This is a genomic window from Streptomyces sp. NBC_00080, from assembly GCF_045041255.1.
Classification (GTDB): domain Bacteria; phylum Actinomycetota; class Actinomycetes; order Streptomycetales; family Streptomycetaceae; genus Streptomyces; species Streptomyces coriariae.
This window is the reverse complement of the sequence record NZ_CP108235.1, coordinates 7,956,751-7,977,846: the sequence shown is the minus strand read 5'-3', so window position 1 is coordinate 7,977,846 and position 21,096 is coordinate 7,956,751. Positions and strand designations below refer to the sequence as shown.

Genomic DNA, 21,096 nt, shown 5'->3' with positions numbered 1-21,096 from the left:
GGTGATCCCCCTTCCTGAAGAGGCATTCCCCGGCCTGAACCTTGCCCTGCCGGGGATTTCCCTGCTATCTCTCGCCCATGACCGCGTATTCCCCGGACGCCACCGACTGGCGCATTCTCGAGGTCCTCCAGCGCGAGGGCCGGGCCAGTTTCGCCGACCTGGCACGTGCCGTGGCGATGTCGTCGAGCGCCGTCACCGAGCGGGTGCGGCGGCTGGAGGAGGCGGGTGTGATCCAGGGGTACGCGGCCGTGGTGGACCCCGAGCGGCTGGGGCTGCCGATCCTGGCCTTCGTGCGGCTGCGCTACCCCAACGGCAATTACAAGCCCTTCCACGACCTGGTGGCCGTCACGCCCGAGATCCTCGAGGCACACCATGTGACGGGCGACGACTGCTTCGTGATCAAGGTCACCGCCCGTTCGATGCGGCACCTCGAAGAGGTGTCGGGCAAGATCGGCGCGCTGGGGTCGGTGACGACCAGCGTCGTCTATTCGTCGCCGCTCCCCAGGCGCCCACTGGGCCGGTAGCCCCGCTGCCGCACCAGTGACCCCGATCTCCCCTTGACGACCTCCAGCTGGGCGTGGATCCGCCGCCGCAGGTCGGCGACATGGCTGACGATGCCGACGCTGCGGTCGCGTTCGCGCAGCGAGTCGAGGACGTCGAGGACCTCGTCGAGGGTCTGGTCGTCGAGGCTGCCGAACCCCTCGTCGATGAAGAGGGTGTCGAGGCGGACCCCGCCCGCCTCGTCGGTCACGACGTCGGCGAGGCCGAGGGCGAGGGCGAGCGAGGCGAAGAAGGTCTCGCCGCCCGACAGCGTGGCCGTGTCCCGCTCGCGCCCGGTCCAGGCGTCGACGACGTGCAGGCCGAGCCCGCTGCGGCCGCGCCCGGCCCGGTCGTCGGAGTGCACCAGGGTGTAGCGCCCCGAGGACATGCGCTGGAGACGGACGGTCGCGGCGGCGGCCACCTGCTCCAGACGGGCGGCCAGGACGTACGCCTCCAGGCGCATCTTGCGCTCGTTGTCGGCGGAGGTGCCGGCGGTGAGACCGGCCAGCCGGGCCACCCGGTCGTACTCCTCGCGCAGCGGCCCGAGCCGGCGCACGCCGTCGCTCGCGCGCGCGGAGAGCTGGTCGAGCTCGGCACAGCGGCGGGCGGCGGCGTCCTGGGCGGAAGCGGCTGTGCGCAGCCGCTCGGCCGCGGCGGCCGCCGACTGTTCCGCGGCCGCGAGGTCGGCGGGCGGCTGCTGGGCCGCCGCCACGGTGTCGGGTTCGGCGAGGACGGCCCGTACGGCGGCCTCCTCGCTCTGCCGGGCGTCCAGCCGCCGCTGCAGCTCACGGTGGGCGGTGTCGTCGAGGAGGGCGTCGGCGGCGGCCCGCGGGGTGTCGAAGCCGGCCCGGAACGCGGCTTCGTCGAGACGCCCGTCAGCTGCCTTGAGACGCTCGGCGCTCCCCTCGGCGACGCGGGCGGAGTCGGCCGCTTCGGTGAGCCGTGCCGCCAGCCCCTCCAGTTCCGCGGCCCGCGCGGCGACGCTCTCCGCGGCACCCCGGGCCTGCGTCAACTCCTCCTCCAGGGTGGCCCGTTCGCGCTCCAGGCGCTCCCGGTGGCCGACCCGGGACGCGGTCCGCACCGCGGCCTCGCGCTGCGCCGCCGTACGGCGCTCGTGCTCCTGCTCGGCCTGGCGCAGCTCCTCCCGCGCGGGATGCAGCGCGGAGGCCTCCCGGCGCGCCCGCGCGTAGTTCTCCTCCCCCTCCCGGGCCTCGGCGGCGAGCCGGTCCGTCGGGGTGTCGCCCGCCTCGGCGGTCGCGGCGGCGAGCGCCTCTCGTACGAGGCCGAGCTCGCGTTCGTCCTGGGCGTGCCGTTCCTCCGCGTGCCGGGAGGCGGTGAGCGCCCGCTCCTCGGTCTCCCGGTCGACGTGCCCCGCGACCTTGCGGGCGGGCGCGGGGTGCTCGGTGGCACCGCAGACGGCGCAGGGTGTCCCGTCGGCGAGAGTGGCGGCCAGTTCGGCGGCGATGCCGTTCAGGCGCTGTTCCTTGAGGTCGAGCCAGTGCGCGCGGGCCGTCTGGGCCTGCTCGCCGGAGGCGAGGGCCTTGCGCTGGGCGGCCTCCAGGTCGCGGGCCAGCTCGTCGCGCAGCCGGGCCGCCTTCAGGCGCCGCTGCATGGGCTCGCGCCGGCCGTCGAGCTGTTCGGCGCGGGCGGCGGCCTCCTGTGCGGCCTCGATGCGGGCCCGGAGACCCGCGCGGACGGCCTCCCAGTCCGCGAGCCAGGCCTCGGTCTCGGTCAGGACGTCCTCGTCGTCGCGCTCCCGCCGGTCCAGGTCGGTCCGCTCGGCGACGAGACCGGCCAGCCGTCGCTCGCCCCGACGGGCCGACTCCAGCCCGCCCAGTTCCTCGGCGGCCCGGCGGGCCGCCGCGGCGAGCCCGGCGGCGCCGGCGTCCGCGAACCGCCGCGGGAGCAGGCCCCGCGCGCGTGCCGCGCGCGCGGAGGCGCCGGTGTGCTCGGCGTCGGCGGCCTCGCGCAGCTCCAGCGCCGGCGCCACCGACTCCGCCTTGCGCGCCCGCTCCATCCGCGCCTGCGCGTCCCGATGGTCGCCCGCCCGCTCCTGAAGCACGGCGGCCCGCGCGCGCGCGTCGGCGAACCGCCGCTGGAGCCGGGCCCGTTCGCGTACGTCCGCCAGGGCGCGCTCGGCGGCGGCCTGCGCGGACTCGGCGGCGAGGCGGCCGCAGTGGGCGGTCGTCAGCAGCTCACGGGAGGTGCTGCGAGCGACGGCGGCCGCGGCCAGCACCTCCTCGGCCAGCCCCGGGTCTCCCGGGGCGAGCTCGGGCAGCTCCATGGCGTCCCCGGCGACCTGCTGCATCCGGTGGGCGTCGGCGAGCAGGGCGGAGTCGCCCTCACGCACGCGTGCCTCGGTGGTGCGGCGGCGCTCGACGAGCCGCTTCTCGACCTCGGCGAACCGCCGGGTGTCGAAGAGGCGGCCGAGGAGCCGACCGCGCGCCTCGGCGTCGGCCCGCAGGAAGCGGGCGAAGTCTCCCTGGGGCAGCAGCACGACCTGGCAGAACTGCTCGCGGCTCATACCGAGCAGCTGGGTGATCTCCTCGCCGATCTCCTGGTGGGAGCGGCTGAGGTCCTTCCAGGCGCCGGCGACCGTGTCGTACTCGCGCAGCCAGCTCTGCGCCTTCTCGACCGTCGTGCCCGTGCCGCGCTTCTTGGGCCGCTCCCAGGGCGGCTGCCGGGTGACCTCCAGGCGGCGTCCCGCGACGGTGAGTTCGAGGGTGACCTCGGTGCGGGTGCCGGGCGCCGCGTGGTCGCTGCGCAGGGTCAGGCCCTGGCCGCTCTGCCGGGCGCCGGGTACGGAGCCGTACAGCGCGTAGCAGACGGCGTCCAGGACGGAGGTCTTCCCGGCGCCCGTCGGCCCGTGCAGCAGGAAGATCCCGGCGGCGGAGAGTTCGTCGAAGTCGACGCTCTGAGGGCCGCCGAAGGGGCCGAAGGCCGTCAGGTCGAGCCGGTGCAGCCTCACCGCGCCACCTCCCGCACCGAGTCGTCCGCGCGGACCGCGTCGAAGGCGTCCCGCAGCACGCCCTGCTCACGCGCGTCGGGGCCGGCCCCGCGCACATGGGCCACGAAGTCCTCGGCGATCTCCTGGTCGCTGCGGTCGGCGAGGCGCCGGGCGTACGACACGTCGGGGTCGCCGGGCGCACGCTCGGGGGCGAAGACGAGGCTGAGCGTGTGCGGGAAGCGCTGGGTGAGCCGGGCCATGGGGTCGGCCGGGCGGGCGGCGTCGGTGAGGGTCGCCTCGACCCACGCCTCCTCGTGGCGCGTGAGGGCGGGGTCGGCGAGCAGTTCCTCCAGGGGGCCGCGGATCCTCGCCAGCGCGCGCGGCACCGGGCAGTCGATCCGCTCGGCGTCGATCTCCCCGTCGGGTCCGAGGTCGACGAGCCACATGGTCTTGCGGTGCGCGCTCTCCGAGAAGGAGTACGGCAGCGGGGAGCCGGAGTAGCGCACGCGCTCGGTGATGGTCTGGCAGCCGTGCAGGTGCCCCAGCGCGGTGTAGTCGACGCCGTCGAAGACCCCGGCGGGCACCGAGGCGACCCCGCCGACGGTGATGTCGCGTTCGCTGTCGCTGGGCTCGCCGCCGGTGACGAAGGCATGGGCGAGGACGACGGAACGCGTCCCGCGCGCGCGTGCGCCGAGGTCGGCGCGGACCCGGTCCATCGCGGCGGCCAGCACGGTCTCGTGGCCGGCCTTCTCCACGCCGAACTCGTCCTTCACCAGGGAGGGTTCGAGATAGGGCAAGCCGTAGAACGCCACGTCCCCATGGGCGTCGGCGAGCACCACGGGCGTCCCGGCGGCGGCGGGGTCGGTGCGCAGATGGATACCGGCCCGCCCGATCAGCCCGGCTCCGACCCCGAGCCGACGGGCCGAGTCGTGGTTCCCGGAGATCATCACCGTGGGCACCCCGAGGGCGGCGAGCCGGTGCAGCGCGTCGTCGAACAGTTCGACCGCGGCGAGCGGGGGCACCGCCCGGTCGTACACGTCTCCCGACACGACCACCGCGTCGACCTCGCGCTCACGCACGGTCGCGACGAGGTGACCGATGAACTCGGCCTGGGCACCGAGCATGTTCACCCGGTGGAACGCCCGGCCGAGATGCCAGTCGGAAGTGTGCAGGAGCCTCATGATCCCCGAGACTAACGGCCGGGTCTGACATCACGGGCGGTTGCTCCCGTATCGCACCGTCACACCGACCGACACAAAGGGCTGTTACGGACATTTCACCCAGGCGTTCGCTCAACGCGTCACGAGTCGCCGGGTCGGGCGCCGCGTCATGCACCGCGCGCCGTGCGCCGACGCCTCACGCGTCCCCGTACGCCTCCCCGCCCAGCTCGAACCCCGCCGTCCCCGCCGTCGCGTCCGCGAGCCAGGCGCGGAAGGCGTCCACGTCGGCGTCCGGCAGGCCGATCTCGATGGTGACCTCCTCGCCGTAGCGGACGTCGCGTACCGCGCGGCCCGTCGAGTGCAGGTCGTTCTGGACCTTGCCGGCGCGCTGGTGGTCCACGGTCACCGTGGCCAGCCGGAAACGACGGCGGGTGAGGGTGCCGAGGGTGTCGAGGGCCTCGCCGACCGCGCCGCCGTAGGCCCGGATGAGGCCGCCCGCGCCGAGCTTGACCCCGCCGTAGTAACGGGTGACGACGGCGACGACGTACCGCATGTCGCGGCGCAGCAGCATCTGGAGCATCGGGACGCCCGCCGTGCCGCCGGGTTCACCGTCGTCGCTCGCCTTCTGGACCGAGGCGTCGGCGCCGATGACGTACGCCCAGCAGTTGTGGGTGGCGTCGGCGTGCTCCTTGCGGACGGACGCGAGGAAGGCCTGGGCCTCCTGCTCGGTGGCCGCGGGGGCGAGGGCGCACAGGAAGCGGGAGCGGTTGACCTCGGTCTCGTGCACGCCCGCGTGGGCGACCGTGCGGTACTCGTCCTGCATCCGGCCAGCCTAAGCGGTGAGCGCTGGGTCGCCGTCGCCGGAGGGTCGGGCGACGATGTGCGGGACGACCGAGGGTGGTGACCGTGGAACGTGGCCCGACCGATCGCGGGGAGCGCGCAGCATGACCGGCACCCGGCTGAAGGGGAGCGGCGCGGGTCCGGCGTCCTCCCGGTGGCGGGCGTGGCTCCTGGAGGGGCTCAGCGAGCAGACCGCCCGTCATCCGGGCCCGCACGCCGCCCCGCAGGCTCAGGAGAAGGGCCACCGCTGGTGGCGGGTGATGTGCCTGACCGGTGTCGACTACTTCTCCACCCTCGGCTACCAGCCGGGGATCGCCGCCCTCGCGGCCGGTCTGCTGTCCCCGCTCGCGACGCTCGTGCTGATCGCGCTGACGCTGCTCGGCGCGCTGCCGGTGTACCGCCGGGTGGCGCACGAGAGCCCGCACGGGGAGGGCTCGATCGCCATGCTGGAGCGGCTGCTGCCCTGGTGGTCGGGGAAGATCCTGGTGCTGGTGCTGCTGGGGTTCGCGGCCACCGACTTCATGATCACGATCACCCTGTCGTCCGCGGACGCCGCCGCGCACGTCGTGGAGAACCCCTTCGCTCCGCACTGGATGAGCGACGGCAACGAGTGGATCACCCTGCTGCTGGTCGGCGCGCTGGGCGCGGTGTTCCTCAAGGGATTCCGGGAGGCCATCGGCATCGCGGTGCCGATGGTGGCGTCCTATCTCGCGCTGAACCTCGTGGTGCTCGGCGTCTCCGCCTGGGAGATCCTCACGCACCCCGTGCGGATCGGCGACTGGACCGACGCCATGACCGCCGAGCACTCCTCGCCGTGGGCCATGGTCGGCGTGGCCCTGCTGGTCTTCCCGAAGCTGGCGCTCGGCATGTCGGGCTTCGAGACCGGGGTGGCGGTGATGCCTCAGGTCAAGGGTGATCCGACGGACACCTGGGAGGAGCCGAGGGGGCGGGTGCGGGACACCCGCAAGCTGCTCACCACGGCCGCGCTGATCATGAGCGTCTTCCTGCTGCTGTCCAGCCTGGCGACGACGATCCTCATCCCGCAGGACGACTTCGAGAGCGGCGGCCCGGCGAACGGCCGGGCGCTGGCCTACCTCGCGCACGAACATCTGGGCGAGGCCTTCGGCACGGTCTACGACGTCTCCACCATCGCGATCCTGTGGTTCGCGGGCGCCTCCGCGCTGGCCGGTCTGCTGAACCTCGTCCCGCGCTATCTGCCCCGCTACGGCATGGCGCCCGAATGGGCGCGCGCGGTGCGCCCCCTGGTTCTGGTGTTCATGGCGGCCGCCGTCTGCATCACCCTGTGGTTCAACGCGAACGTCGACGACCAGAGCGGCGCCTACGCGACCGGTGTGCTGGTGCTGATGCTGTCGGCGGCGTTCGCGTCGACCGTGGCCGTGCACCGGCGGGGCCGCCGCCGGGCCGCGCTCGGCTTCGGCACGATCACGGCCGTCTTCGCCTACACGCTCGTCGCGAACGTCATCGAGCGACCGGACGGCATCAGGATCGCGGCGATCTTCATCTTCGCCATCCTGGTCACGTCGTTCGCCTCACGGGTGCGCCGCGCCTTCGAACTGCGCGCCGCCGAGGTCACCTTCGACGAGGTGGCGGCCCGGTTCGTCGACGGGGCCGCGCGGCACGGACCCCTCCAGCTCATCGCCAACGAGCCGCGCGAACACAGCACGCGCGCGTACCGCTCCAAGGAGGGGGAGCAACGCGAGCACACCCCGATCCCCGGCGGGGGTCCGGTGCTCTTCCTGGAGGTGTTCGTGCGGGACTCCTCCGACTTCACGGCGGACGTCACCGTGCGCGGCGACGAGAAGCACGGGGTCCGCCGGCTGCGCGTCTCCGGTCCCACGGTGCCCAATGCCATCGCCGCGGTCCTGCTGGCGCTGCGGGACCGCACCGGTGAGGTGCCGCACGCGTACTTCAGCTGGACCGAGGGCAACCCGGTCGGCCATCTGATCCGGTTCCTCGTCTTCGGCGACGGCGAGGTCGCCCCGGTCACCCGCGAGGTGCTGCGCCGCGCGGAGCCCGATCCGGGGCGGCGGCCGCGCGTGCACGTCGGCTAGCCCTCCTGCGGCTTGCGGCCTCTCGGGACGGTCGTCGACGTCAGCAGGGCCGTGCCCGGCGCCAGGGACCGCCAGTCGGTCCCGTACCAGGCCAGGACGGCGATCGCCGACGTGGGGAACTTCAGCCGCACCTCCTCGAGCGCGCCCGCCGGACCGTCCCCGGCCAGGTCGAGGACCAGTTCCTCCAGGCCGGGGTTGTGCCCGACCAGCAGCAGTGTCCCGATCTCGGCGGGCGTCTCGTGGACGACCTCCAGGAGCTCGCGGACGTCGGCCCCGTAGAGCCGCGGGTCGAGGCGCACCGGGGGCGGGGTGTCCCACTCGGCGGCGGCCAGTTCCCAGGTCCCGCGGGCGCGGGCGGCGGTGGAGCACAGGGCGAGGTCCGGGACGCAGGCGGCTTCGGCGAGCGCCCGGCCCGCGGCCGGCGCGTCGCGACGGCCGCGCGGGGCGAGCGGCCGCTCGTGGTCGGGGACACCCTCCGGCCAGGCCGACTTGGCGTGCCGCAGCACCACCAGCCGGCGCGCGGGTGTCCCCCCTCCGGGCCCGGTCACGCCGGGGCTCCGAGGTCGCGGGTGAGTTCGAGGCCGAGGAGACGGTCGGCGTAGGCGTAGCTCTCGAAGCGGGCGCCGGCCGGCAGCTCGGGCCCGGCGGCCTCCACCGACCGCAGTACCCGCAGCACCTCGGGCAGGTCCAGGTCGTCCTCCCAGGCGGTACGCAGCCGTCCGCGCACCGCGTCGGGAACCGGCCGTGAGGGCCGCCGCGCCCACTCGGCGACGGCTCGCCGCCAGCCTGCGAGGGTGTCCCGGGCCTCGTCCAGCACGTCCGCGTCGAGCCGCACGGGCTGGGTGCGGGGCCGGGAGAGAAGGGCCAGCCTCAGGACGGCGAAGTCGGGGTCCGTCTCCCCGGGGGCCCGGCGCGGCCCCCCGGGCAGCGCGCCCTCCGCCGGCGCGACGGCGACACACACCCCGTCGGGGAGCCGGCCGCCCTCCTCCACCACGTGCAGGCTCTGCGCCTCGCCCACCCCGGCACCCGCGCCGAGGTCGCGGCCGCCCTCGAAGGGGTGCATGCCGAGGGCGGTGGCGCCCGCCCGGAGTTCCGCCTGATCTCGTTCGCCGGACAGCAGCGCCCACACGGGCGTGCCGCCGAGTTCCAGCGCGCGGACGAGCAGATCGGCGACGAGGAGGATCCGGAGCGATCCGGCCCCGTACCCCGAGGCATGCGCCTCCACCCGGGTCAGACCACGGCGGACGGGGGCGGCGACGACGGGCTCGCCGGTTCGGGCGTCGATGAGGCTCAGCACGAGGCGAGCCTAGGCGGGCGGGCGCGATTTCGCAGGCAGGGGCCGGAATCAGGGTGCGGCGCGAGCTGTTGTAGGCCAGGAGCGTTCCTTTCCGATCTCAAGGAGGCCGCCGGTGCACGGCGACGAGGCAACGATCCGCAGGATCCTCACCGGACTCGGCGACACCTGGGCCGTGGTGGGCCTGTCGACGAACCGCGGGCGGGCGGCCTACGGGGTCGCCGAGGTGCTCCGGCGCTTCGGCAAGCGGGTCGTGCCCGTCCACCCGAAGGCGGAGACGGTGCACGGGGAGCAGGGGTACGCCTCCCTCGCGGACATCCCCTTCGAGGTGGACGTCGTCGACGTCTTCGTCAACGCCGAACTCGCGGGTGCCGTGGCGGACGAGGCGGTCGCCAAGGGCGCCAAGGCGGTGTGGTTCCAGCTCGGCGTCGTCGACGAGGCGGCCTACGACCGGACCCGGGCCGCGGGCCTGGAGATGGTCATGGACCGCTGCCCGGCCATCGAGATTCCCCGGCTGGGCTGACCGGCCGGTGTTCTCCGGGCCGCGTCGGAGGGCCCGCCCATAATGTGCGGGTGACCACCAACTCCCCTTCCCCCCACCACACTCCCGTCGTCGTCGTGGGCGCGGGCCCCGCAGGTCTCACCGTCGGCAACATCCTGCGGGCCGCGTCCGTCGACTGCGTCGTACTGGAGACGGAGAGCCGTGAGTTCATCGAACGGCGGCCGCGCGCCGGAGTCCTGGAGGAGCGGGCCGTCCACGGACTGCGGCAACGGGGCCTGGCCCGGAACCTGCTGGCGCGGGCCCAGCAGCACTCCGCGTGCGAGTTCCGCTTCGGCGGCGAGCGCTACCGCTTCCCCTACACCGAACTGACGGGCCATCACCACTGGGTGTATCCACAGCCGTTGCTGGTGACGGACCTCGTCCACGAGTACGTCGACGTACGCGGCGGCGACGCCCGCTTCTCGGTGCGCGACGTGGAGCTGCACGGCCTCGACACGAGCCGTCCCTCGGTGTCGTACATCTGTCCCGACACCGCAGAACGGCAGGTGCTGACCTGCGACTTCGTGGTCGGCGCCGATGGGGCGCGCGGGGTCAGCCGGGCCGCGCCGAGGCCGGAGCACGCCCGGATCGCGCGGCACGACTACGGCATAGGCTGGCTGGCACTGCTCGCCGAGGCGCCGCCGTCCTCCGACTGCGTCCTGTTCGGTGTCCATCCGAACGGGTTCGCCGGGCACATGGCCCGCAGTCCCGACGTGACCCGGTACTACCTCCAGTGCCCGCCCGGCGACGACCCGGAGAACTGGTCCCACGACCGCGTCTGGTCCGAGCTGCACCAGCGCCTCGAGGGCGCGGGGGCCCCGCCGCTCACCGAGGGGCGGCTGATCGAGAAGCGCGTGCTGGACATGCACGACTACGTGGTCGAACCGATGACGTACGGGCGGCTCTTCCTGGCCGGGGACTCGGCCCACCTCGTCGCGCCCATCGCCGCGAAGGGCATGAACCTCGCCCTGCACGACGCGTTCCTGCTGGGCGACGCACTGGTCGCCTATCTCGACGGCGGCGACGGCGACGGACTGGACGACTACTCGCAGGCGTGTCTGCGCCGGGTGTGGGACTACCAGGAGTTCTCGCAGTGGCTGTCCGAGGTCTATCACGGGACCGCGTCGGGCGACCCGTTCCGCGCGGGCACGACGTTCGCCCGGCTGCGTCGCCTGTTCACGTCTCCCGCCGCCGCGGCCGCCTTCGCGGAGCAGTACCTGGGAACGGCCGAGCACTACTGAGTCAGTCGTGCGGCGGCTCGTCCCCGAGCCGGTGGTCCGCCACGTTCAGCGCCTCGTCCACCAGGCGGCGCAGATGGCCGTCGGAGAGCGAGTAGACCACCCGGCGGCCCTCCTTGCGGGTGTTCACCAGCCCGGCCAGCCGCAGCCGCGCCAGGTGCTGGCTGACCGCAGGCCGGGCCGCTCCGACTCCTTCCGTCAGGGTCGTCACATCGGCCTCGCCGGCGGACAGCGCGTGCAGCAGGGCCAGCCGGGTGCGGTCGCCGAGCAGGGCGAGAAGCTCGGCGGCGAGGGCGAACTGCTCCTCGCCGGGTGTGCGCGGATGCGCATGGTGTGCAGGTGATAGGTGCATGCGTGCGCTCATACGCACATAATGGCGGTGTGGACGGCCACGCGTCCACCTCGGCGCACCGGAAGGGATCGACGTGAGCGAGCGGCACGACCACGAGCACGGACACCGGCACGACCGCGGGCAGCACCATCACGACCACGCCCACGAGCACCCGCACCACCACTCCGCCCCCTCCTCCTCCCCGTCCCCCTCCCCCTCTCCGGGACTGCGCCACCGCGTCGCTCACCTCCTCACCCCGCACTCGCACGAGAGCGCAGACAAACTCGACCCGGCACTGGAGTCCTCGGCCCGGGGCATGCGCGCGCTGTGGGTCTCGCTGGCCGTACTGGGCGTGACGGCCGTCGCACAGGCGGTCGTGGTCGCGCTGTCCGGGTCGGTGGCGCTGCTCGGCGACACGGTGCACAACACGGCGGACGCGCTGACGGCCGTACCGCTGGGCATCGCCTTCGTGCTGGGCCGGCGGGCGGCCACCCGCCGCTTCACCTACGGCTACGGGCGGGCGGAGGACCTGGCGGGCATCGCCATCGTGCTGACGATCGCCGCATCGGCGGCCTTCGCGGGATGGACCGCGGTCGAGCGGCTGATGAACCCGCGCCCCGTCGAGCAGGTCGGCGCGGTCGCCGTGGCCGCGCTGGCCGGCTTCGCGGGCAACGAGTGGGTCGCGCGCTACCGCATCCGGGTCGGCCGTTCGATCGGCTCGGCCGCGCTGGTCGCGGACGGGCTGCACGCCCGCACGGACGGGTTCACCTCGCTGGCGGTGCTGCTGGGCGCGGGCGGCTCGGCGCTGGGGTGGCAACTCGCGGACCCGGTCGTGGGATTGGCGATCACGGCGGCGATCGCGCTGGTGCTGCGTGACGCGGCACGCGAGGTGTTCCGCCGGGTGATGGACGCCGTCGACCCGGTGCTGGTCGACCGGGCCGAGCACGCGCTGCGGGAGGTCGAAGGGGTGCGCGCGGTCGGCGAGTTGCGGCTGCGCTGGATCGGGCACCGGCTGCGGGCCGAGGTGGCGGTCGTCGTGGACGGCGAGGCGACGGTACGCGAGGCGCACGGGATCGCCGTGGCGGCCGAACACGCCCTGCTGCACGCCGTGCCGCGCCTGACGGCCGCGCTGGTCCACGCGGATCCGGCGCCGGTGCCGGGCGAGGACGACCCGCATCTGGCCCTCGCCCATCACACGGCGGCCTGAGACCCCTGCCGGTGAGACGCCTCAGGCCACGCCGAGCCCCTCCAGCACCACCGCGCCCGGCAGTTCGGCGAACGCCTTGCCCGGCACCAGCAGCTTCCCGCGCCGACGCCCGCTGCCCACCAGGACGTACGGCAGGTCGACGACGGCGGAGTCCACCAACACCGGCCAGCCGGCCGGGAGTCCGATCGGTGTGATGCCGCCGTACTCCATGCCGGTCTCCCCCACCGCCGTGTCCATCGCCGCGAACGAGGCCTTGCGGACGCCGAGTCGGCGGCGCACGACCCCGTTGACGTCGACCCGGGTGGTGGACAGCACGACACACGCGGCGAGGGTCGTCTCGCCGCCCCGCTTGCCGGCGACCACCACACAGTTGGCGGACTGCTCCAGCAGCTCCCGGCCGTAGTGCTCCACGAAGACGGCCGTGTCCGCCCACCGCGGATCCGTGTCGACGTGGACGAACTCGTCGGCGGGCACGCTGCCGCTCCACCGGCGTACGGCGTCGGCGACCGGGCCGACCAGCTCGTCGAGGCAGTCCGGGGCGGGGGTGGCGGTGTCGAAGTGTCCGATGGGTGCGCGCATGACCGCACGCTAACAAGAGCCGCCCGCCGACGGCCGCTTCGTCTCAGTGCACGGGCGGCACCGAGACGGCCATCACCATCTCCATCGGCACCTCGCCCCGGTTGCCGTAGACATGCGGGACGCTCGCCTCGAAGGAGGCGCTCGCGCCGGTCGGGACGCGGTACTCCTCGCCGTCCACGGTGAGCGCGAGTTCGCCCGCGGTGACGTGCACGAGCTCGACCGTGCCGACGGGGTGGGGTTCCGAGAGGCTGCTCTCGCCCGGCATCAGCAGCCAGTCCCACATCTCCAACGGACCGGGGGCCTCCGTGCCGGCGAGCAGCCGGTTGTAACTGCCGGCGTCGGTGTGCCACAGCCGTACCGCCTGATCGGCCGGGACGATACGGACCTTCGCGCCTCGTTCGTAGTCGAGGAGGGTGGTGACGCTGATGCCGAGCGCGTCACCGATCTTGACGACCGTGCCGATGCTCGGATTGGTGCGGGCCTGCTCGATCTGGATGAGCATCCCGCGGCTGACACCGGCCCGGGCCGCGAGCACGTCCAGGGTGAAGCCGCGCACCGCGCGCCAGTGCTTGACGTTGCGCGCCAGGGACTGGGTCAGGAGTTCGAGGTCCGACACATTCCGTCCACTTCGGGAGTCCAATATTTTGGATGCCAGGATTCACTTCCCTGTACTACCGTGGGGTGCACCTGATCGTGCACCGAACTGTACTGCGAGGGACCCGTGACAGCACTCTTCGCCCTGGCCACCAGCCTCCTGTGGGGCCTGGCCGACTTCGGCGGCGGGCTGCTGACGCGCCGGGCCCCGGCGCTCACCGTGGTCGTGGTCTCGCAGTCGATCGCGGCCGTCGTCCTCGGCGCGATCGTGGTCGCCACCGGTGGCTGGAGCGAGGCCGGCCCCCGTCTGTGGTTCGCGGTCGCGGCCGGACTGGTGGGCCCGGTCGCCCTGTTCTCGTTCTACAAGGCGCTGGCGCTCGGCCCCATGGGAGTCGTCTCCCCCCTGGCCACCCTCAGCGTGGCCGTGCCGGTCTCCGTCGGGCTGGTCCTCGGCGAGCGGCCGGGACTCGTCCAGGTGGCGGGCATCGCGGTCGCCGTGGTGGGGGTCGTCCTGGCGGGCGGCCCACAGCTCAGGGGCGCCCCGGTGCAGCGCCGGGCCGTCCTGCTCACACTGGTCGCGGCGCTCGGCTTCGGCACGGTGTTCGTCCTGATCACCGAGGCGTCCACCACCGTCACCGGCCTGTTCCTCGCCCTGTTCGTGCAGCGCGTGACCAACGTGGCCACCGGCGGTGCGGCGCTGTACCTGGCCGTCCGGCGCGGGGCGCCCGCGCTTCCCGCGGGCGGCCTGGCCCTGTCCGCACTGCCGGCGTACGGGTTCGTCGGGCTGGCCGACGTCGCCGCGAACGGCACCTACGCCGTCGCCGCCCAGCACGGCCCGGTCACGGTGGCCGCGGTGCTCGCCTCGCTCTACCCGGTGGTGACCGCCCTCGCCGCGCGCGGCCTCCTGCGGGAGCGGCTGCGCGCGGTCCAGGCGGCGGGCGCGGGCCTTGCCCTGGTCGGCACGCTGCTGCTGGCGACCGGGTGACCTAGGGTTCCAGCCGGGCGAGCGCGGCCGCCGTCTCCTCGTCCAGTTCCGACAGCGCGACCAGCTGGTCCGAGGTGACGCCGTCCGGGATCGGCACCGGCGCCGGGGTGCGCAGCGGCGGCTGCCAGCCCTCGGCGGGCGTCCAGCGCCGTACGACCTTGGCGGGCGCCCCCGCGACGACGCTGTGGTCGGGCACCGGGCCGCGTACCACCGCCCCGGCCGCGACGACGACGTTCCGTCCGATCCGCGCACCGGGCAGGATCACGGCCCCGGTGCCGATCCAGCACCCAGGGCCGATCTCCACGGGCTCCATGCGGGGCCACTGCTTGCCGATGGGCTCGTGCGGATCGTCGTAGGAGTGGTTCGTGGACGTGACGTAGACGTACGGGCCGAAGTAGCAGTCGCTGCCGATGGTGACCGTGGTGTCGGCGATGACATGGCTGCCCCGACCGAGCACCACACCGTCGCCGAGACGCAGGATCGGGTCCGGGCCGAGGTCCAGGTCGGGCATGAGGCCGGCGGTCAGGGTGACCTGTTCGCCGACGATGCAGTGCGCGCCGAGGTGGATCCAGGGCTCCCCGAAGACCGTGCCGAGCGGGAAGGCGAGCCGGGTGCCCCGGCCGATCGAGCCGAAGCGGAGGCGTCCGGGGTGCTCCGCGGTGACGGAGCCCGTGCGCTGCACCCACGCCCAGCCCGCGTGGACGGCGCGCTGCACCAGTCGGCGCCGCCATGACGAGAACGTGTTCCAGGGCTTCGGCACCCGCTCACCGTACTCAGCGCGCGGTGCGGCCATGCGCCCACGGCCCTGTGATCTTCGCCCCACCCGGTGGCGTACGGTGCGGTGGGACGACCGAGACGAGGAGACGGTGATGACGCACAAGGCGCTGATCGTGGGCATCGGCGGCAGGGAACCGAAGATCGACGCCGAGGCGTTCGTGGCGCCGACGGCCTCGGTGATCGGGGACGTGACGCTGGAGGCGGGCGCGAGCGTCTGGTACGGGGCCGTCGTGCGCGGCGACGTGGAGCGGATCACCGTCCGGGCCGACGCCAACATCCAGGACAATGTGACGCTGCACGCCGACCCCGGCTTTCCGGTGACGATCGGCGAGCGGGTGTCCGTCGGCCACAACGCCGTCGTGCACGGGGCGACGGTCGGCGACGACTGCCTCATCGGGATGGGCGCGACCGTGCTCAACGGGGCGGTGATCGGGGCGGGTTCGCTGGTCGCCGCACAGGCGCTGGTGCCCCAGGGCATGGAGGTACCGCCGGGATCACTGGTCGCGGGCGTACCGGCCAAGGTCAGGAGGGAGTTGACCGATGAGGAACGGCAGGGTGTGACCCTGAACGGCACCCTCTACGCGGACCTGGCCAAGGCCCACGGGAAGGTGCACGAGTAGGGCGGCCCGCCTACTCGGCGGCGGCGGGCACGGTCTCCGCTTCGGCCTCTTGCGCAGCGCTCTGCATCTTCTTCGCCTTGCGCTTGAGGATCAGCATCGACGTCAGGCCGATCAGCACCGCCGCCACCAGGCCCAGGTACGAGAACTTCTTCAGCCACGACTCCGCCACGACACCCACGTAGTAGATGACGGCCGTCGTGCCGCCCGCCCAGGCGATGCCGCCGAGGACGTTGGCGACGAGGAACTTCCAGTACGGCATGTGCAGCACGCCCGCGAGCGGGCCGGCGAAGATACGCAGCAGGGCGACGAAGCGGCCGAAGAAGACGGCCCACATGCCCCACTTCTCGAAGGACCGCTCGGCGGTGGCGATATGGCCCTCGCCGAAGTGCCGGGGGAACTTCCCGCCGAGCCAGGCGAGCAGCGGACGTCCGCCCTTGCGGCCGATGGCGTAGCCGATGGAGTCGCCGATCACGGCCCCCGCGGTGGCGCACGCGCCGAGCACGACGGGGTTGATGCCGCCGTGCTGGGAGGACAGCAGCGCGGCCGAGACCAGGACGATCTCGCCCGGCAGCGGGATGCCGAGGCTCTCGAGTCCGATCACCAGCCCGACGAGGGCGTAGACGGCGGCCGCGGGCACCGTGTCGAGCCATTCCTGCACGTGCACCGCGGGTTCCTCCCGTTTGACGTCCCTGGGCAGCCTTGCCTTCCCGGAAGCCTACCGGGTCGGCCGGACCCGGCCCGTCGCGTGGTGTAGCCCGCTACACCACGGATCCGGGGGCGGGGTCCCTCGTGACGACGGCGCCGTCACGTGATCGTGGTGGAGGAAGGACCCACCGTGCCCCACCGTTGCCGAAAGGACCCCACCATGGCCGTGAACCGCCGACGCGAACGCCGTACTGCCGTCATCGCCACCGCCGCGGCAGCCCTCGCGCTGACCGCCGGCCTGCTCACCGGCTGCGAGTTCGACGACTCCGTCGACTGCCTCTCGAACGCCGACGACATCACGGACAGCATCACGGCGATCAACAAGGCCGGAGCCGACGCCATCGAGGATCCGACGCGGACCGAGGACTCCATCGACACCATCGAGAAGAACCTGGACAAGATCAACGGCAGGTCGGACGACAGCTCGTCCGACGGCGGCAAGGTCGACAAGGCGGTCGACAAGCTCCAGCAGGCCGTCGAGGACTACAACCAGGACATCCTCGACGGCGAGCGGCCCGACTCCGCCGAGATCGACAAGGCGGCCTCGGAACTGAGGGACGTCTGCACCTCGTAGCCGGGCGGTCGTCCGCGCGAGAAGTGAGCCGGCGAAGAAAGAAGGAAGGAGGGGCCACTCCCCTCGTGCGGCCCCTCCTTCCGGTTCCTGGGCTCAGTGACCGAAGGACCCGGTCACGTCCGCGACGACCTTCCCCAGCGTGTCGGACACCGCGGCGGGCGCCGGGAGCGCGTCGAGGAGCGTGGCGGGGGCGGCCTCGGGCGCGGCCGGCCCGCCCGGCGGGTCGCAGCACTGCACCTGGGCGACCCTCGTCCCGAACTCCGGCGCCGGATCCGTTTCGGCGGGCGCCGGTGCGGCGTCCGGGGCGAGGGGCCGGTCACCGCGCGGCGCCGGGAGGTCCGGGGACCCGGGTGTGCCCGGCACGGGCTGCTCCGCCGTACTGCGCGGCTCCGGACCGGGCACCCCCGGCGCCGCCGCGGCCGTGTCGAACACCCACCGCTGCCCGCCGGAACCGTCCCGCTCGGTGACGACGACGGCCGCTCCCGGCTTGCCCGCGGCGCGCGCGACGACCAGTGCGTCGTCCCGCCGCAGCAGGAGTTCCCCGCGGACGGTCAGGTCGAAGAACGTCTCGCCGGCGTGCACCAGGCAGCTGACCAGGGCGGTCGTCCGGTGGCCCGGGTCCGCGCCCAGGCAGAGCGTGGGGTCGGCCGCGCTGCGCAGCAGCCCGTCGTCCTGGTACGACCACTGCTGGGACGCGGCCTGCGAGCAACCCGCGAGGACGATTCCCGCACCGGGCCTGGCCGGACCGCGGGCGGCGTCGAGGCAGAGCTCCGTGTCCGGGCTGCGCAGCCTGCCGTGCGCGACCTCGGCGGACCGGGACGCGGAGGCGGCCGACGGGGATCCTGGGGGCGAGGGGTCGTCGGAGCCGCCGGGCAGACCCCGTCCGCCGGTGGCCGGGGTGCTGTTCCCGCCGACGGGTGCGCCCCAGGTGGCCCCGGGGGTGGGGACACCGTTGTCATCGGACCAGCCCTTGGTCACGAGGACGGTCGCGATCAGCGCGAGCGAGGTCAGGCCCACGCCCACCAGCACGGCTTTGGGCCGCCTGCCCGGCAGTTCGAGCAGCCCCGCCGAGGTGGTGCGGTGCCGGCCGCCTCCGACGGGCGGCCGCCGCGCGGCAGGCCCGGCCGGCACTGCGGGCCCGGCCGACATGCCGGCGGAGGCCGTGCGCCCGGGGCGCGAGTCGAGGTAGCGGCGGGCGCCCCAGCCCAGCACGGTCTCGACGAGCAGCAGGTCGAGGCCGTCGTCGAAATGGCTGAGCTGTTCGGCGGCGTGCCGGCAGAAGCGGCAGTGCGCGAGATGCTGCCGGACATCGGGCAGCAGCGTTCCGCCGCGGCGCAGCGGAACGTCGAGGAGACGATTGTAGAAGCGGCATTCACTCGTCGGCGCGAGTTCCCGGTGGGCGCGTACACAGCCCGCCCGGAATTGTTCTCGCGCCTGTTCCAGCGCGGCCGCCGCGGAGAGCTCGTCCACGCCGGACAGACCGGCCGGTACGGATATCGGGTCCGCCTCCACCTCCGTGTGCCACAACAGGCATTGGGAAGCGGACGGAAGCAACTGGAAAGAACGCTCGGCGAGTTGCCGCCTTTCGGCGGTCACCGCCCGCGCGGCGCGCAGTCCGCGGCCGCCGACGGTTTTCCGCAGCTCCGGCAGAACGTCGGCCACCCCGTCGGCGCCGGCCCATTTGCGGACCGTCTCCCGTACGGAGACGAGGAGTTGGGGACGCAGGGCGCCACCGGTGCGCCCGTCCGCGAGCCGGCCCAGCACCTCGTGGAACGCGGCGGCGGCCACGAGCCGCGCCGTGTCCTCGGTGCCGGCCAGGCAGACGGTCGCGTAGTCGTGGGCCGCCCGCCAGTGACGGGCGAACAGCAGGGCGACCGCGCGGGCACGCCCGTCGTCACCGGCGGGCCGGGCGGCCAGCAGGGCGGCGAGTTGGGGATCGGAATCCCCGGGGGTCCAGCCGGGGCGGGGCGGGTGGGGCGGGCGTGGGGGGTTCGGGGATTGCACGGAACCATTTCCTTCCAAGCCGACGAACGGCACGGAAAAGCACGGTGTCGGAAAGCAGGTGCCTGATTGGTGCGTACCTTTGGCCTGACCAGGCACGTTGGCCTGATCCGACCCGTCCGTAAGGGGAGGCTCACCTTCGCACACGGGCCTCACAGGAAACAAGGAGTTCGAGTGACCCAAGTTCAAAGCGCGCTAATTTCAGATAAGTTACCGGCGGTATCCGCACCCGCATTCGAAATGGCGCCCGGATCCCGGGACTCAACTTGTGTACGCGCAAAGCCGGATGGCACACCGAATCTCCAACTTCCGGCCCGGAGCGGCCGGCCGCTCCGGCGCAGGGACGGCCCACAGGAATCTCAGATGTGACTCTCGGGGAACTCCCATCCCCGTGGGACACCCTGATCCGCATGAGCGCCCCCCACTCCGCACCCAGTGTCCGCAAAGCAGTCGTCCCGGCCGCCGGCCTCGGTACCCGCTTCCTGCCCGCCACCAAGGCGACGCCGAAGGAGATGCTGCCGGTGGTCGACAAGCCGGCCATCCAGTACGTCGTCGAGGAGGCGGCCGCCGCGGGTCTGGACGACGTCCTGATGGTCACGGGCCGGCACAAGCGGGCCATCGAGGACCACTTCGACCACGCCTTCGAACTGGAGCAGGCGCTCGCCGCCAAGGGCGACACCGTCCGACTGGACGCGGTGCGCGATCCGGCCCGGCTCGCCGACATCCATCACATCCGGCAGGGCGACCCGCTCGGGCTCGGTCACGCAGTGCTCTGCGCCCGCAACCACGTCGGCGACCAGCCGTTCGCGGTGCTGCTGGGCGACGACCTCATCGACCCGCGGGAGACCCTGCTCAGCCGGATGCTCGAGGTCCGCGACCGGTACGCCGGCAGCGTGGTCGCCCTGATGGAGGTCCCGCCGGAGCAGGTCCACCTCTACGGCTGCGCGGCCGTGGAGCCGTCCGGCGAGGACGGGGTGGTGCGCGTCACCGGTCTGGTGGAGAAGCCCGCGCGCGAGGACGCGCCCAGCCGGTACGCGGTCATCGGACGGTACGTGCTCGACCCGGCCGTCTTCGACGTCCTGGAGCGCACCGCACCCGGCCGCGGCGGTGAGATCCAGCTCACCGACGCCCTCCAGGAACTCGCGGCGGGCGGCACGGTGCACGGCGTGATCTTCTCGGGCCGCCGTTACGACACGGGCGACAAGGCGGACTATCTGCGCACGGTCGTTCGCCTGGCCTGCGACCGGCCCGACCTGGGGCCGGAGTTCGTCGCCTGGCTGAAGGAGTTCGTGGCGGGCCTGGAGGACGGCGACGCGACCCGGGAACAGCCGGCGGCCTGACCGGCGCGTGGCGGGCGGAGGGTGGCGGGCAGTACCCGGCGCCCCGCAGGGCCCCGAGGTCGCCGTGACCGGGGGCCGCCGCCCTCGCAGGACACCGCTCGGCCGCTCGGCCGATCAGCTGTTGGGACGCAGGGTCCAGGTCACCGTCATCTCGCCGGTCACCGCACCGTCGGCGCGGCGGATCTCGATCGCGACCGGGAACTCGGGCCGCTCCCCCGCGTCGAGCTGCGCGACGACCTCGGCGGCCGGGCGGCCCAGCGTGGCGGTGGCGGTGACCGCTCCCATGGCCAGCTTGCGGTAGGCGATCTCGGCGCCGACGGCGAGCGGTACGGCGCGGGAGAGCTGGTCGCCGAACGCGGCGAGGACGATCGCACCGCTGGCGGACTCGCCGAGCGTGAACATGGCCCCGGCGTGCGGCCCGCCCACGTGGTTGTGGAACTCGCCCTGGTCGGGCAGGGCGACCACGGCCTTCTCCGGACCTGCCTCGAGGAACTGGAGGTTCAGGGTCCGGGCCATGGGCACCGTGGCGGCAAGCATCTCGCCGATGGACATCTGGTCTGCGCTCATGCCCGCGATGTTACCTGTGAGTAGCTTCAACTGACCAGACCGGCGTGACGTTCGCCCCACCTCCTCGCGCGCCCCCGCCCTCGCGAGGGTCGCCGACGAGGTCCCGGATGGCGCAATCCGGGAAGTTCAGGGCACACTTCGCATGCTTCGGCCCTTCGCGTCCGATTCGGTACGTCCCTGACAA

At 73.5% G+C, this 21,096-nt stretch carries 21 protein-coding genes; 9 read left to right on the top strand and 12 right to left on the bottom strand.

The genetic code is table 11. The features are described 5' to 3' along the window. Positions 1-77 precede the first annotated feature (77 nt). A complete protein-coding gene (locus tag OHU34_RS35675) occupies positions 78-524 on the top strand; it encodes an Lrp/AsnC family transcriptional regulator (protein WP_142269210.1) in 447 nt (148 codons plus the stop codon). On the opposite strand, the gene OHU34_RS35670 is transcribed toward OHU34_RS35675, so the two are convergent. The 3 genes from OHU34_RS35670 to OHU34_RS35660 all read right to left on the bottom strand — a co-directional run bounded on the left by OHU34_RS35670 (position 485) and on the right by OHU34_RS35660 (position 5,470). Continuing rightward, entirely contained in the window at positions 485-3,508 is a 3,024-nt protein-coding gene (locus OHU34_RS35670) for an AAA family ATPase (RefSeq protein WP_405770172.1), read from the bottom strand. The genes OHU34_RS35675 and OHU34_RS35670 overlap by 40 nt on opposite strands. Beyond that, entirely contained in the window at positions 3,505-4,668 is a 1,164-nt protein-coding gene (locus OHU34_RS35665) for an exonuclease SbcCD subunit D (RefSeq protein WP_142269212.1), read from the bottom strand. Before OHU34_RS35665 ends, OHU34_RS35670 begins: the two co-directional genes overlap by 4 nt. 175 nt (positions 4,669-4,843) lie before the next feature. Further along, entirely contained in the window at positions 4,844-5,470 is a 627-nt protein-coding gene (locus OHU34_RS35660; RefSeq protein WP_142269213.1) for a YigZ family protein, read from the bottom strand. Positions 5,471-5,591: 121 nt separating this feature from the next. On the opposite strand from OHU34_RS35660, the gene OHU34_RS35655 reads away from it, so the two are divergent. Continuing rightward, positions 5,592-7,559 carry an amino acid transporter gene (locus OHU34_RS35655; RefSeq protein ID WP_405770170.1) on the top strand — a complete coding sequence of 656 codons (1,968 nt, stop codon included), beginning with the start codon at positions 5,592-5,594 and terminating at the stop codon, positions 7,557-7,559. On the opposite strand, the gene OHU34_RS35650 is transcribed toward OHU34_RS35655, so the two are convergent. Beyond that, positions 7,556-8,107, bottom strand: coding sequence for a SixA phosphatase family protein (locus OHU34_RS35650; RefSeq protein WP_405770168.1), 552 nt, complete (start codon positions 8,105-8,107; stop codon positions 7,556-7,558). The genes OHU34_RS35655 and OHU34_RS35650 overlap by 4 nt on opposite strands. After that, on the bottom strand, positions 8,104-8,856 hold the full coding sequence (locus OHU34_RS35645) for a hypothetical protein (protein ID WP_405770167.1): 753 nt from the start codon (positions 8,854-8,856) through the stop codon (positions 8,104-8,106). The genes OHU34_RS35650 and OHU34_RS35645 overlap by 4 nt, the downstream gene beginning before the upstream one ends. Positions 8,857-8,968: 112 nt before the next feature. On the opposite strand from OHU34_RS35645, the gene OHU34_RS35640 reads away from it, so the two are divergent. Together OHU34_RS35640 and OHU34_RS35635 are read left to right on the top strand one after the other, a co-directional pair. Next, positions 8,969-9,376: a CoA-binding protein gene (locus tag OHU34_RS35640; RefSeq protein ID WP_142269217.1), complete on the top strand. Its 408-nt coding sequence runs from the start codon at positions 8,969-8,971 to the stop codon at positions 9,374-9,376. A 50-nt stretch (positions 9,377-9,426) separates the two neighbouring features. Then, positions 9,427-10,635, top strand: a complete 1,209-nt coding sequence (locus OHU34_RS35635) for a 4-hydroxybenzoate 3-monooxygenase (protein ID WP_405770165.1) — start codon at positions 9,427-9,429, stop codon at positions 10,633-10,635. A 1-nt stretch (position 10,636) separates the two neighbouring features. On the opposite strand, the gene OHU34_RS35630 is transcribed toward OHU34_RS35635, so the two are convergent. Next, a complete protein-coding gene (locus OHU34_RS35630) occupies positions 10,637-10,996 on the bottom strand; it encodes a metalloregulator ArsR/SmtB family transcription factor (protein ID WP_200840040.1) in 360 nt (119 codons plus the stop codon). A gap of 61 nt (positions 10,997-11,057) precedes the next feature. Between OHU34_RS35630 and OHU34_RS35625 the strand changes: the two genes are divergently transcribed. Beyond that, positions 11,058-12,170: a cation diffusion facilitator family transporter gene (locus OHU34_RS35625; protein WP_405770164.1), complete on the top strand. Its 1,113-nt coding sequence runs from the start codon at positions 11,058-11,060 to the stop codon at positions 12,168-12,170. A 21-nt stretch (positions 12,171-12,191) separates the two neighbouring features. Here OHU34_RS35625 and OHU34_RS35620 read toward each other — a convergent pair whose 3' ends face one another. Then, positions 12,192-12,749, bottom strand: coding sequence for a YbaK/EbsC family protein (locus OHU34_RS35620; RefSeq protein WP_230196516.1), 558 nt, complete (start codon positions 12,747-12,749; stop codon positions 12,192-12,194). Between the two features lie 43 nt (positions 12,750-12,792). Beyond that, positions 12,793-13,365 (bottom strand): helix-turn-helix domain-containing protein, encoded by a 573-nt coding sequence (locus OHU34_RS35615; RefSeq protein ID WP_142269221.1) that lies wholly within the window; start codon positions 13,363-13,365, stop codon positions 12,793-12,795. 105 nt (positions 13,366-13,470) lie between these two features. Here OHU34_RS35615 and OHU34_RS35610 point away from each other — a divergent pair, with 105 nt between their 5' ends. Next, positions 13,471-14,328 carry a DMT family transporter gene (locus tag OHU34_RS35610; RefSeq protein WP_142269222.1) on the top strand — a complete coding sequence of 286 codons (858 nt, stop codon included), beginning with the start codon at positions 13,471-13,473 and terminating at the stop codon, positions 14,326-14,328. Between the two features lies 1 nt (position 14,329). Here the strand turns inward: OHU34_RS35610 and OHU34_RS35605 are convergent, their stop codons facing one another. Further along, the gene (locus OHU34_RS35605; protein ID WP_078615958.1) at positions 14,330-15,121 is read right to left on the bottom strand and encodes an acyltransferase; all 792 of its coding nucleotides are present in this window, start codon (positions 15,119-15,121) and stop codon (positions 14,330-14,332) included. 76 nt (positions 15,122-15,197) lie between these two features. Between OHU34_RS35605 and OHU34_RS35600 the strand changes: the two genes are divergently transcribed. Further along, positions 15,198-15,725 (top strand): gamma carbonic anhydrase family protein, encoded by a 528-nt coding sequence (locus tag OHU34_RS35600; RefSeq protein WP_142269223.1) that lies wholly within the window; start codon positions 15,198-15,200, stop codon positions 15,723-15,725. Positions 15,726-15,735: 10 nt separating this feature from the next. Here OHU34_RS35600 and OHU34_RS35595 read toward each other — a convergent pair whose 3' ends face one another. Next, entirely contained in the window at positions 15,736-16,389 is a 654-nt protein-coding gene (locus OHU34_RS35595; RefSeq protein WP_142269224.1) for a DedA family protein, read from the bottom strand. Positions 16,390-16,590: 201 nt separating this feature from the next. On the opposite strand from OHU34_RS35595, the gene OHU34_RS35590 reads away from it, so the two are divergent. After that, a complete protein-coding gene (locus OHU34_RS35590) occupies positions 16,591-17,004 on the top strand; it encodes a hypothetical protein (RefSeq protein ID WP_405770161.1) in 414 nt (137 codons plus the stop codon). 93 nt (positions 17,005-17,097) lie between these two features. Here OHU34_RS35590 and OHU34_RS35585 read toward each other — a convergent pair whose 3' ends face one another. After that, positions 17,098-19,008: an RICIN domain-containing protein gene (locus OHU34_RS35585; RefSeq protein WP_142269226.1), complete on the bottom strand. Its 1,911-nt coding sequence runs from the start codon at positions 19,006-19,008 to the stop codon at positions 17,098-17,100. A gap of 407 nt (positions 19,009-19,415) precedes the next feature. Between OHU34_RS35585 and galU the strand changes: the two genes are divergently transcribed. Then, complete coding sequence (gene galU, locus OHU34_RS35580) at positions 19,416-20,345, top strand: UTP--glucose-1-phosphate uridylyltransferase GalU (RefSeq protein ID WP_142269227.1); 930 nt, start codon at positions 19,416-19,418, stop codon at positions 20,343-20,345. 114 nt (positions 20,346-20,459) lie between these two features. Here the strand turns inward: galU and OHU34_RS35575 are convergent, their stop codons facing one another. After that, positions 20,460-20,897: a DUF4442 domain-containing protein gene (locus OHU34_RS35575; protein ID WP_142269947.1), complete on the bottom strand. Its 438-nt coding sequence runs from the start codon at positions 20,895-20,897 to the stop codon at positions 20,460-20,462. Positions 20,898-21,096 lie beyond the last annotated feature (199 nt).